The sequence below is a fragment of the Streptococcus sp. HMSC078H12 genome, from assembly GCF_001814615.1.
Lineage (GTDB): Bacteria > Bacillota > Bacilli > Lactobacillales > Streptococcaceae > Streptococcus > Streptococcus salivarius_F.
The window spans coordinates 22,559-35,405 of the sequence record NZ_KV817306.1 but is presented as its reverse complement, the minus strand read 5'-3'; the positions used below and the strand labels follow the sequence as shown (position 1 = coordinate 35,405).

Here is a 12,847-nt window from a genome sequence, read left to right as displayed (position 1 = left end):
CATGCGTTGGTTCGAATCCAGCTACCCCAGTTATACTTTGCCGGCGTGGCGGAATTGGCAGACGCGCTGGACTCAAAATCCAGTGTCCGCAAGGACGTGCCGGTTCGACCCCGGCCGCCGGTATAAGTTACACTCCTTAAGGAGTGTTTTTTTGTCTATAGGAGTTTATTTTTTATGTCTGATAAATTTCAGCTTCTCTTAAAACAAATTCGTTTTCCTGAGGATCACGATGCTTTTAAAGAAATTAAAGATGGTTCTATTGAAATAGTAAAGCTATTTAAATCAAAACGCCAATGGTTTTTTGTTTTTTCTTTTCCTAGTGTTCTGTCTTATGAGTCTTTTGCTCTTTTTGATAGTTTACTTCACTCTTCTTTTAATTCTTTAGGTGCTAAAGCTTCTTTTGAGATTCGTTTAGTTTCTACTGCTTGCGATGATTCTTTACTTGGAGATTACTTTGCATATGCTTTAGATAGTTTAAAAGTGTCACACTTTTCTATTTATTCTTTATTCTCAAATTTAAAGGTTAAGATTTCAAATAACAGTATTTTCGTTAAGGCTCCAGAGCATATTATAAAGGAAAATTTACAGGATAGATTTATTTTTTTGATATCTAAATCTCTTTCTCAAGTTGGTTTATCTGATGTATCCATTTCTGTTGTCGAAGATAAGGAAGCTTCATCTTCTTTAGAAGAGGCTTACCAAACAAATAAGGTTTCTTTACAAGAACAAGCTGAGTCTCAGGCTAGACAGGCGCTTCAATCTATTATTGAAAGTGCCCCAGCACCGAAACCTGTGACCGAACCATCACAAAATTTTGCTGAGAAACAGAGTCAACGTCAAGCTAGTTTTGATAAGGCTGAAATAACGCCAATGGTTGATATTAATTCTGAAGAGAATCGTGTTGTTTTTGAAGGATATATTTTTGATGTAGAGCAACGTGAAACAAAGACGGGTCGGATTATTATTAATTTTAAGGTAACTGATTATACCTCTAGTTTTGCTATGCAACGATGGGTCAAAGATAGTGATGAGCTCGCTAAGTTCGATATGATAAAAAAGGGGAACTGGGTTAGGGTTCGTGGCCGTATCGAGAATAATCCTTTCACTCATAGTCTGACTATGAATGTGCAAGATATTAAAGAGATTTCCCATACTCCTCGTAAGGATTTGATGCCTGAGGGACAAAAGCGTGTGGAATTTCATGCGCATACCAACATGTCGACTATGGATGCAATGCCAACTGTTGAAGATCTTATTGATACAGCGGCTTCTTGGGGACATCCAGCAGTTGCCATCACTGACCATGCTAATGTTCAGAGTTTTCCTCATGGCTACCATAGGGCTAAAAAAGCTGGGATTAAGGCTATTTTTGGTCTTGAAGCCAATCTTGTTGAGGATAAGGTACCTATTGTTTATAATTCTGAGGATTTGGAATTAAAAGAAGCAACTTATGTTGTATTTGACGTTGAGACAACGGGCTTGTCTGCTGTTCATAATGATTTGATTCAGATTGCGGCATCAAAAATGCATAAAGGTAATATTATTGAGCAATTTGATGAATTCATAGATCCAGGACATCCTCTTTCTGCATTTACTACTGAGTTGACCGGTATTACTGATAATCATGTTAAAGGTGCTAAACCTTTAGTGCAAGTTTTACAGGAATTTCAAGAATTCTGTCAAGGAACTGTTCTAGTGGCCCATAATGCGACCTTTGACGTTGGTTTTATGAATGCCAATTACGAAAGACATCAGTTACCAACAATTTCACAACCGGTTATTGATACTTTAGAATTTGCACGAAATCTTTATCCTGAGTATAAGCGTCATGGTTTGGGGCCTTTGACGAAGCGGTTTGGTGTGGCTTTGGATCATCACCATATGGCCAATTATGATGCGGAAGCTACGGGCCGTTTGTTGTTTATCTTCATAAAAGATGTGTTTGATAAGCACGGTTTGACTAATCTAGAACAGTTGAATACGGAGTTGGTTTCTGAAGATTCGTATAAAAAGTCTCGTGTCAAACATGCGACGCTGTATGTTCAGAATCAAACTGGCTTGAAGAATATCTTTAAGTTGGTAAGTTTATCAAATGTCTCATACTTTGAGGGAGTAGCACGTATTCCTCGTACGGTCTTAGATGAGTATCGTGAGGGAATCATTGTAGGTTCTGCTTGTGCTGATGGTGAGGTTTTTGATACGCTTTTGTCTCACGGTATTGACAAGGCGGTTGAAGTTGCTAAATATTATGACTTTATTGAAGTTATGCCACCGGCAATTTATGCGCCCTTGATTGCAAAGGATTTAATCAAGGATGAGGCGGCTATAGAACAACTGATTAGAGATTTGATTGAAGTCGCTAATCGTCTGGACAAGCCTGTGCTGGCTACAGGAAATGTACACTATATCAACCCTGAGGATGCCATTTATCGTGAAATCATTGTTCGTGCTTTGGGACAAGGAGCCATGATTAATAGGCCAATTGGTAAGGGAGAAAATGCGAAACCTGCTCCTTTACCTGAAGCTCATTTTAGGACAACTAACGAGATGCTAGACGACTTTGCCTTTTTAGGAAAAGACTTAGCCTATGAAATTGTTGTAACTAATACGCAAGCTATGGCAGATCAAATTGAAGAGGTTGAGGTTGTTAAAAAAGACTTGTACACACCTTTTATTGATCGTGCGGAAGAACAGGTTGCGGAGATGACATATGCTAGAGCGTTTGAGCTCTATGGTAATCCTTTGCCTGATATTATTGACCTGCGAATTGAGAAAGAGTTGTCTTCAATTCTTGGTAATGGATTTGCCGTAATCTACCTGGCTTCGCAGATGCTAGTTAACCGTTCAAATGAACGTGGCTACCTAGTTGGTTCGCGTGGATCTGTCGGTTCTAGTTTTGTTGCGACGATGATTGGAATTACTGAGGTCAATCCGATGCCGCCACATTATCTCTGTCCTAATTGTCAACACTCAGAGTTCATTACAGATGGATCTTATGGATCTGGCTTCGATTTGCCTGATAAGGAATGTTCAGAATGTGGAACGGAATATAAAAAAGATGGTCAGGATATTCCTTTCGAGACCTTCCTAGGTTTTGATGGGGATAAGGTTCCTGATATCGATTTGAACTTCTCCGGTGATGATCAACCATCAGCCCACTTGGACGTTCGTGATATTTTTGGAGAGCAATATGCTTTTCGTGCCGGAACAGTAGGAACTGTTGCAGATCGGACGGCTTATGGTTTTGTTAAAGGTTACGAACGTGATTACAATAAGTTTTACCGTGATGCCGAGGTCGATCGTTTAGCCATGGGGGCTGCGGGTGTTAAGCGAAACACAGGTCAGCACCCGGGTGGTATTGTTGTTATTCCAAATTATATGGATGTCTATGATTTCACACCTGTTCAATATCCGGCTGATGATGTAACGGCTGCCTGGCAGACGACTCACTTTAACTTCCACGATATCGATGAGAACGTGTTGAAGCTTGATATTCTGGGACATGATGATCCGACTATGATTCGTAAGTTGCAGGATTTATCAGGAATTGATCCAAAAGATATTCGAGCAGATGATCCAGATGTAATGAAACTTTTTTCAGGGACTGATATTTTAGGGGTAACACCTGAACAGATTGGGACACCAACGGGAATGTTGGGAATCCCTGAGTTTGGGACTAACTTTGTTCGTGGTATGGTCGACGAGACGCATCCGACGACCTTTGCGGAACTCTTACAGTTATCTGGATTGTCCCACGGAACAGACGTTTGGTTAGGTAATGCACAAGATTTGATTAAGGAAGGTATCGCCACTCTGAAAACAGTTATCGGTTGTCGTGATGATATCATGGTATACCTAATGCATGCGGGATTAGATCCTAAGATGGCCTTCACGATCATGGAACGTGTGCGTAAGGGGATGTGGTTGAAGATTTCCGAAGAAGAGCGTAATGGCTATATTCAAGCCATGCGTGAAAATAATGTTCCAGACTGGTACATTGAATCTTGTGGTAAAATCAAGTACATGTTCCCTAAAGCCCATGCGGCAGCCTACGTTATGATGGCCCTACGTGTAGCTTATTTCAAAGTGCACCATCCTATTTATTACTATTGTGCCTACTTCTCGATTCGAGCTAAAGCATTTGAGCTTAAGACGATGTCTGCGGGTCTTGATGCTGTTAAAGCTCGAATGGAAGATATTAAGGAGAAGCGCCAACGAAATGAAGCGACTAATGTTGAAAATGACTTATTTACAACGCTTGAAATTGTCAATGAAATGTTAGAACGTGGCTTTACCTTTGGTCAGTTGGATCTTTATAAGAGTCAGGCAACTGAGTTTCTGATTGAAGGAGATACTTTGATTCCACCGTTTATTGCACTTGAAGGTTTGGGTGAGAACGTTGCTAAGCAAGTGGTTGCTGCGCGTGAAGAAGGGGAGTTCCTTTCCAAGACAGAATTGCGTAAACGAGGAGGCCTATCATCAACCTTGGTTGAAAAATTGGATGAAATGGGCATCCTAGGAAATATGCCAGAAGATAATCAATTAAGTCTTTTTGACGATTTCTTTTAATGGCTAAAGAGAATCGTCCTCAACTTTGAGAGAATGGAGTCAGTCTCCGTTCTCTTTTTGTTTAGGGGGATGCATGTGATGCTAAAAAGCCAAAGCTGAGAGGAAACCTTTTTCTTCGTCTTATGGTATACTGATAGAAAATTATAGTTTCAAGGAGTTAATCATGGTTTTACCAAATTTTAAAGAAAATCTTGAGAAATATGCTAAATTACTGGTTGCTAATGGGATTAATGTACAACCTGGTCACACAGTAGCCTTGAGCATTGATGTAGAACAAGCAGAGCTAGCACATCTCTTAGTTAAAGAAGCCTATGCTCTAGGAGCAGCTGAGGTAATCGTTCAATGGTCAGATGATATTATTAATCGCGAGCGCTTCTTGCATGCTGATATGGACCGCATCGAAGAGGTTCCTGCCTATAAAAAAGCTGAAATGGAATATTTGTTAGCCAAGAAGGCAAGTCGCTTAGGCGTTCGTTCATCAGATCCAGGTGCCCTTAATGGTGTAGCTCCTGAACGTTTATCTGCTCATGCTAAAGCTACTGGGGTGGCCTTTAAACCTATGCAGGTGGCAACTCAGTCTAATAAGGTTAGTTGGACTGTAGCTGCTGCAGCTGGTAAGGAATGGGCTAAGAAGGTCTTTCCTGATGCTTCGAGTGATGAGGAAGCTGTAGATTTACTTTGGGATCAAATTTTCAAGACCTGTCGTGTTTATGAAGAGGATCCTGTACGTGCCTGGAAGGAACATGCTGACCGTTTGGATGCTAAAGCACGCCTACTCAATGAGGCACAATTCTCAGCCTTACACTACCAAGCACCTGGAACAGATTTGACTCTAGGATTGCCTAAAAACCATGTTTGGGAGTCTGCAGGTGCCATCAATGCGCAAGGTGAAAGCTTCCTTCCTAATATGCCAACAGAAGAAGTCTTTACGGCACCAGATTTTCGCCGTGCAGATGGCTATGTCTCAAGCACAAAGCCTCTAAGCTACAATGGTAATATTATTGAGGGAATCAAGGTAACCTTCAAAGATGGTGAAATTGTAGATATCACAGCGGACCAAGGTGATGAGGTGATGAAGAATCTCGTCTTCAACAATAATGGGGCGCGTGCTCTAGGTGAATGTGCTTTGGTTCCAGATCCAAGTCCTATTTCACAGTCAGGCATCACCTTCTTTAACACTCTTTTTGATGAGAATGCGTCCAACCACCTAGCTATTGGAGCAGCCTATGCTACCAGTGTTAAGGGTGGAGCAGACATGACAGAAGAGGAACTTAAGGAAGCTGGTCTTAATCGTTCAGATGTACACGTAGACTTTATGATTGGTTCAAATCAAATGGATATCGATGGTATCCGCCAAGATGGTAGTCGTGTACCAATCTTCCGAAATGGGGATTGGGTAATCTAAGAGTGATGGAGGATTTCTCATGATTGGAAGTATGATAGTTGGTTTTCTAATTGGCCTTATTGCCTCTGCTATATCAAATAGGGGTGAACGTATGGGCTGTATTGGTAAGACCTTTGTTGGATGGCTAGGTGCTTTTGTTGGTCAGCTTCTTTTTGGAAATTGGGGACCGATGCTAGCAGATACTGCTATCGTTCCTTCAGTACTAGGTGCTGTTATCTTATTAGCCCTTTTTTGGAATCGTAATAGTTAGAAATGAAAGAGTTCTGAGGTATTGGTTAGATATCTAAGGACTCTTTTTTCTTATTTTTTCATTTTCATATACCACTTTTAGAAAAACTGTGGTAGAGTAATAAAAACAGCATCTATTTGGAAAGGACTAGAAATGAGTGACTTAGATAAAAACATGGCTGTAAAAAGTATGGTAGTTATGCGTAAGGCTTTTCGTACCATCGATGCCAAGGTTTCTGAGACCTTTAAAGAATTTAATTTGACACCAACTCAATTTGGTGTCATGGACGTGCTTAATGCCAAAGGACGTATGAAAATTGGCGAATTAATTGACCGCATGCTTGCCACCTCCGGGAATATGACTGTCGTCATTAAAAATATGGAGAAAAAAGGTTGGTTGACGCGAGAAGCCTGCCAAACAGATAAGCGTGCTTTCGAGGTTGATTTGACGGATGAGGGCCGTCGTATTATTCAAGCAGCAATCCCGCCACATCAGCGAGCTATTGAGGAGACTTTTTCCGTTCTGACACCTGAAGAGCAGGCACAGTTGGTAGAGCTCCTGAAAAAATTTAAGAATGTCTGAGCATATTTCTTTATATTTCTAATGGAATTATATATATTACTATGTAGTAGTAAATATTAATTATTAGAAATACAAAGGAAACGTATCATGAAAAACATTCTATTTATCGTTGGATCTCTTCGCAAGGGATCATTTAACCACCAATTAGCAGAAGAAGCTGAGAAAATGTTAGCTGGTAAAGCTAATGTTTCTTATCTTGACTATAGTCAAGTACCTGTTTTTAATCAGGATTTAGAAAGTCCAGTTCTTCCAGTTTTGGCAGAAGTTCGAGAACAGGTCTTGGCAGCAGACGCAATTTGGATTTTCTCTCCGGTTTATAATTTCTCAATTCCTGGACCAGTGAAAAATTTGCTTGACTGGTTGAGCCGTGCCCTTGACCTATCAGATCCTTCAGGGCCATCAGCTCTTCAAGATAAGATTGTAACCGTATCATCAGTTGCTAATGGTGGCCACAATCAACTTTTTGATGCCTACAAAGACTTGTTACCATTTATCCGTACCCAAGTGGTTGGCGATTTTACAGCGACACGTGTAAATGATACAGCCTGGGCGGATGGGAAATTCCTAGCAACTGAAGAAGTTCTTGAAAACCTTCAGAATCAAGCGGAGGCTTTGATTGAAGCGATTAAATAAGAATAATGAATACCCGAGGTTTCTAGCTTCGGGTATTTTTATATGCAATAATGAAAAAAGACACCCTAAGGTGTCCTCGTATTATGAAGGCGGTAGACGGATTTGAACCGACGATCAAGCTTTTGCAGAGCCGTGCCTTACCACTTGGCTATACCGCCATAACAGATACCATTCTATCGAAAAAAAAAAGATTCGTCAAGTCTCTTTCATCAAATTGACTGCTTGATTGTTCAAATTTCTTATTAAAAATCATAAAGAGGCTGAAAGATATTCAACCTCTTTATATTACTTATAACTGTTGTAGACAGATTACTAACACGTAAGTTTTGATTATTGTCTAATCAAGTAATCAAATGCTCCGATAGCAGCTGTAGCACCAGACCCCATGGAGATAATGATTTGCTTGTAGGCACTATCTGTACAGTCACCAGCAGCAAAAATACCAGGGATATTTGTTGAACCAAATTTATCAACGATAATTTCTTGGCGCTCATTGAGTTCAATACCACTATCTTTGAGCCAAGCAGTACTTGGTACAAGACCAATTTGAACAAAGACACCTTCAAGATCAAGATGTTTTTCTTCGTTTGTATCACGCTCAACGTAATTCAAACCAGTTACATGATCTTGACCAACAATTTCTTTGGTTGCAACGTTCTTAAGAATGGTTAGATTATCAGTTTTAGCAGCTCGTTCTTGTAAGACTTGATCTGCCTTTAATTCAGGTAAGAACTCTAAGACCGTAACATGTTTAGTGATACCAGCTAAATCTAAAGCCGCTTCCAAACCTGAGTTACCACCACCAATAACTGCAACATTCTTCCCTTCAAATAGTGGACCATCACAGTGTGGGCAGTAAGTAACACCTTTATTGCGGAATTCTTCCTCGCCAGGAACGTTGATATTACGCCATTTGGCTCCGAGAGCTAGGATAGCAGTTTTGGATTTTAAAACGGCACCGTTAGCCAGTGTCACTTCAATAAGTTCTTTCTTCTCAATGCTAGTAGCTAATTGACTTTTGATGATATCAACATCATAAGATTTCGTATGCTCTTCAACTTGGGCCATTAACTTAGGACCTTCTGTATATAGCGTACCAATCATGTTCTCAATGCCGACTGTTTCGATAACTTGTCCACCAAAGGTTTCTGCTAAAAGACCAGTTTTTAAACCTTTACGAGCAGCATAGATGGCCGCACTGTTTCCAGCAGGACCACCACCAATAACCAAAACATCATAGACACTTTTATCAGCGAAAGCATCAGCATCAAGTGGTCCGTCCAATTTTTCTACAAGTTGTTCAATGGTTGCACGACCAGATGTAAATTCTTCTTGATCTTTGTAAACCGTAGGAACAGACATGATACCTTTGGCCTTGACCTCATCCTGATACATACCACCTTCAATCATGGTGTGAGTGATATTTGGGTTCAAAACAGCCATTATATTAAAGGCTTGAACAACGTCTGGACAATTGTGACAAGTTAATGAAACATAAGTTTCTAAATCGATGGGTTTATCAATCTTCTTGATACGTTCGATAGTGTCCTCATCAACTTTAGGTGGACGACCAGAAACTTGCAAGAGAGCTAAGATGAAAGATGTGAATTCGTGGCCCATTGGTAAGCCTGAGAAAATAACACGACTTTTTTGCCCTTTTTGTGCAATACCAAAACTAGGTTGACGTTTTAAATGTGTTGATTCAAGACTAATACGGTCAGACATAGCGGCAATCTCGTCTAGAAATTCTTTTACTTTTCGAGAATTATCGTCATCCCCTAAGTCTGTTTGTAATACAATATCAGATTCTAGTAAATTTAAATATTGTGCTAATTGCGTCTTGATTTCTTTATCTAAGACCATGGATACCCCCTGGTTGTTAAATTTTACCTACAAGATCTAAGCTAGGAGTAAGTGTTTCAGCTCCTTCTTTCCACTTGGCTGGACAAACTTCACCTGGATGTTGACGAATATACTGAGCAGCACGGACTTTATCAATAAGAGTGCTTGCATCACGTCCAATACCATCAGCGTTAATTTCCATCATTTGGATAACGCCATCTGGATCAATGATAAATGTACCACGTTGTGCGAGACCATCTTGTCCAAGAACATCAAAGCCTTGTGAGATGTGGTGTGAAGGATCTCCAATCATAGGATAAGTAATAGTTCCAACAACATCTGAGTCATCATGCCAAGCTTTGTGAACAAAGTGAGTATCAGTAGAGACAGAGTAAACCTCTACACCAAGAGATTTAAGAGCTTCATATTGTTCTTGAAGGTCACCGAGTTCAGTTGGGCAGACAAATGAAAAATCTGCAGGGTAGAAGCAGAAAACAGCCCATTTTCCCTTAACATCTTCATCCGTAACAGTAATGAATTCCCCGTTGTGATAAGCTTGTGCTGAAAATTCAATAATTTCTTTTCCGACTAATGACAAAATAATGTCCTCCTCTATTTTTGATAGCCTAATTATAAACAAAATACTTATCAACCTCAAAGAAAACGATTGCAATTTTAATACGGGTGATTTTTTTCTAATGGTCAGACTGATTTTAGAGCTTGCCAAATGTCACTTTTTTTGATAAACTACTATAGTTGCGTAAAGTGACAAATACTCATTCTAAGCCGATTGTGGTCTTGTTGCCGCAGGGTGGGACTGCAAGTCTAAAGCTTAGAAGAGGAAAAAACAATTTTTAAGGAGAAATACTCATGGCAGTAATTTCAATGAAACAACTTCTTGAGGCTGGTGTTCACTTCGGTCACCAAACTCGTCGCTGGAATCCTAAGATGGCTAAGTACATCTTCACAGAACGTAACGGAATCCACGTTATCGACTTGCAACAAACTGTAAAAATGGCTGATACAGCTTACGAATTCGTTCGTGAAGCAGCGGCTAACGATGCAGTAATCTTGTTCGTTGGTACTAAAAAACAAGCAGCTGAAGCAGTAGCTGAAGAAGCAACTCGTGCTGGTCAATACTACATCAACCACCGTTGGTTGGGTGGTACTCTTACAAACTGGGATACTATCCAAAAACGTATCGCTCGTTTGAAAGAAATCAAACAAATGGAAGCTGATGGAACTTTCGAAGTTCTTCCTAAGAAAGAAGTTGCACTTCTTAACAAACAACGTGCACGTCTTGAAAAATTCTTGGGTGGTATCGAAGATATGCCTCGCATTCCAGATGTAATCTACATCGTTGACCCACACAAAGAACAAATCGCTGTTAAAGAAGCTAAAAAACTTGGTATCCCAGTTGTAGCGATGGTTGATACAAACGCTGATCCAGATGAGATCGATGTAATCATCCCAGCTAACGATGACGCTATCCGTGCCGTTAAATTGATCACTTCAAAAATGGCTGATGCTATCATCGAAGGTAACCAAGGTGAAGATGCTTCTGCAGATTTCCAAGAAGCAGCTGCAGCTGATTCAATCGAAGAAATCGTTGAAGTTGTCGAAGGTGACAACAACTAATCTTTAAGATTGGTTAGGGCTCGATGCCTACTAAAGATACGACAAACACCTAAGGGGCGGGGCTCAGCCCTGCCCCTTAGTTTGATAAAATAAATTTGGAGAAAAACAAAATGGCAGAAATTACAGCTAAACTTGTTAAAGAATTGCGTGAAAAATCTGGTGCTGGTGTCATGGACGCTAAAAAAGCATTGGTTGAAGTTGAAGGTGATATCGAAAAAGCGATTGAATTGCTTCGCGAAAAAGGTATGGCTAAAGCAGCTAAGAAAGCTGACCGTGTTGCAGCTGAAGGTTTGACTGGTGTTTACGTTAACGGTAACGTTGCAGCAGTTGTTGAAGTTAATGCTGAAACTGACTTCGTTGCGAAGAACGCTCAATTCGTTGAGTTGGTAAACGAAACAGCTAAAGTAATTGCTGAAGGTAAACCAGCTAACAACGAAGAAGCACTTGCATTGACTATGCCTTCAGGTGAAACTCTTGAAGCTGCATACGTAACTGCTACAGCTACTATCGGTGAAAAGATTTCATTCCGTCGTTTTGCAGTTGTTGAGAAAACTGATGCACAACACTTCGGAGCTTACCAACACAACGGTGGACGTATCGGTGTTGTTTCAGTTATCGAAGGTGGAGATGATGCTCTTGCAAAACAAATCTCAATGCACATCGCAGCGATGAAACCAACTGTTCTTTCATACACTGAATTGGACGAACAATTTGTCAAAGATGAATTGGCACAACTTAATCACGCTATCGATCAAGATAACGAAAGCCGTGCTATGGTTAACAAACCAGCTCTTCCACACCTTAAATATGGTTCTAAAGCTCAATTGACTGATGCTGTTCTTGCTCAAGCTGAAGAAGATATCAAAGCTGAGTTGGCTGCTGAAGGTAAACCAGAAAAAATCTGGGATAAAATCATCCCAGGTAAAATGGACCGCTTCTTGCTTGACAACACTAAAGTTGACCAAGCATACACACTTCTTGCTCAAGTTTACATCATGGACGACAGCAAAACAGTTGAAGCTTACCTTGAATCAGTAAACGCTTCAGTAGTAGAATTCGTTCGCTTTGAAGTTGGTGAAGGTATCGAAAAAGCATCTAACGACTTTGAATCAGAAGTTGCAGCTACAATGGCAGCAGCTCTTAACAACTAATTCTAGTTGCTAGATAAAAAGAAAAGAAGTTACGTGAATGAATCGTAGCTTCTTTTTTTGTTGCTATTAAAAAACGTCTGAGTATGCTCCAGACGTTGAAAAAGTAATTAATGAGCGAAGGTATTTACACCAAGTAGAAGAGAGAGTGTTCCCATGATGATACCTGCAAGGATAACCCCAAGCATAACAGCAATAACACTACGTTTAAAGTCCCAATCTAGGATAGATGCTGCTAGGGTACCAGTCCAAGCTCCTGTTCCTGGAAGCGGGATTCCCACAAAAAGTAGAAGGGCCCAGAAGACACCCTTATCTCCGGCAGCTTTTTCAAGTTTTTGGCCACCACTGTGACCTTTTTTAAGACACCAGGTAAAGAAGCCACCAATCAGAGGTTTGTCTGCCCCCCATTCGAGAACACGGCGGGCGAAGAAAAAGATAATTGGAACTGGAATCATGTTCCCAATGACACAAAGAATTAGGGCTTGCCACCAAGGAATACCTGAGGCGATAGCAACAGGTACGGCTCCACGGAGCTCAACTAAAGGAATCATAGAGATTAAGAGTGCAATGATGTATTTCATGAGTAACCTTTCATAGGGAAATAAATAAGAGATATGAGCTTTATCGAGAGTGATAAGACTAATACTACTGCGAAAGTGCTAAAAAGTACTTGTTGGATTAGGTGGGTCTCAGCCTGTTAAAGTGGATAGAAAATTTGAATCAAACACCTTAAGTTACCTAATATTTCAGTCTTATTTATTGTATCTTATATGGTCTTTAATGACAACTTTAAAAAGCTTT

The 12,847-nt window shown here is 40.3% G+C and carries 10 protein-coding genes and 2 tRNA genes; 8 read left to right on the top strand and 4 right to left on the bottom strand.

Features of this window, described 5'->3' with window-relative positions; all coding sequences use genetic code 11:
* Positions 1 to 39: 39 nt before the first annotated feature.
* The 6 genes from HMPREF2979_RS00560 to HMPREF2979_RS00535 all read left to right on the top strand — a co-directional run bounded on the left by HMPREF2979_RS00560 (position 40) and on the right by HMPREF2979_RS00535 (position 7,418).
* Positions 40 to 123 (top strand) — tRNA-Leu (locus tag HMPREF2979_RS00560).
* A 51-nt stretch (positions 124 to 174) separates the two neighbouring features.
* Entirely contained in the window at positions 175 to 4,569 is a 4,395-nt protein-coding gene (locus HMPREF2979_RS00555; protein ID WP_070654600.1) for a PolC-type DNA polymerase III, read from the top strand.
* 163 nt (positions 4,570 to 4,732) lie between these two features.
* Positions 4,733 to 5,974 (top strand): aminopeptidase, encoded by a 1,242-nt coding sequence (locus HMPREF2979_RS00550; protein ID WP_070654598.1) that lies wholly within the window; start codon positions 4,733 to 4,735, stop codon positions 5,972 to 5,974.
* A 19-nt stretch (positions 5,975 to 5,993) separates the two neighbouring features.
* Entirely contained in the window at positions 5,994 to 6,224 is a 231-nt protein-coding gene (locus tag HMPREF2979_RS00545) for a GlsB/YeaQ/YmgE family stress response membrane protein (protein ID WP_002889604.1), read from the top strand.
* A 132-nt stretch (positions 6,225 to 6,356) separates the two neighbouring features.
* Entirely contained in the window at positions 6,357 to 6,785 is a 429-nt protein-coding gene (locus HMPREF2979_RS00540) for a MarR family winged helix-turn-helix transcriptional regulator (RefSeq protein ID WP_002886332.1), read from the top strand.
* 87 nt (positions 6,786 to 6,872) lie between these two features.
* Positions 6,873 to 7,418: an NAD(P)H-dependent oxidoreductase gene (locus HMPREF2979_RS00535; RefSeq protein WP_070654596.1), complete on the top strand. Its 546-nt coding sequence runs from the start codon at positions 6,873 to 6,875 to the stop codon at positions 7,416 to 7,418.
* Positions 7,419 to 7,505: 87 nt separating this feature from the next.
* Here HMPREF2979_RS00535 and HMPREF2979_RS00530 read toward each other — a convergent pair.
* The 3 genes from HMPREF2979_RS00530 to ahpC form a co-directional block, all read right to left on the bottom strand.
* A tRNA-Cys gene (locus HMPREF2979_RS00530) sits at positions 7,506 to 7,576 on the bottom strand.
* Between the two features lie 172 nt (positions 7,577 to 7,748).
* On the bottom strand, positions 7,749 to 9,281 hold the full coding sequence (gene ahpF / locus HMPREF2979_RS00525) for an alkyl hydroperoxide reductase subunit F (RefSeq protein ID WP_070654595.1): 1,533 nt from the start codon (positions 9,279 to 9,281) through the stop codon (positions 7,749 to 7,751).
* A gap of 16 nt (positions 9,282 to 9,297) precedes the next feature.
* Positions 9,298 to 9,858 (bottom strand): alkyl hydroperoxide reductase subunit C, encoded by a 561-nt coding sequence (gene ahpC / locus HMPREF2979_RS00520; protein ID WP_004182174.1) that lies wholly within the window; start codon positions 9,856 to 9,858, stop codon positions 9,298 to 9,300.
* Positions 9,859 to 10,130: 272 nt separating this feature from the next.
* Between ahpC and rpsB the strand changes: the two genes are divergently transcribed.
* A complete protein-coding gene (gene rpsB / locus HMPREF2979_RS00515; RefSeq protein WP_002886342.1) occupies positions 10,131 to 10,898 on the top strand; it encodes a 30S ribosomal protein S2 in 768 nt (255 codons plus the stop codon).
* 110 nt (positions 10,899 to 11,008) lie between these two features.
* Entirely contained in the window at positions 11,009 to 12,049 is a 1,041-nt protein-coding gene (tsf, locus tag HMPREF2979_RS00510) for a translation elongation factor Ts (RefSeq protein WP_002886343.1), read from the top strand.
* A 107-nt stretch (positions 12,050 to 12,156) separates the two neighbouring features.
* On the opposite strand, the gene HMPREF2979_RS00505 is transcribed toward tsf, so the two are convergent.
* Positions 12,157 to 12,627: a COG2426 family protein gene (locus HMPREF2979_RS00505; RefSeq protein WP_004182164.1), complete on the bottom strand. Its 471-nt coding sequence runs from the start codon at positions 12,625 to 12,627 to the stop codon at positions 12,157 to 12,159.
* Between the last annotated feature and the right edge of the window lie 220 nt (positions 12,628 to 12,847).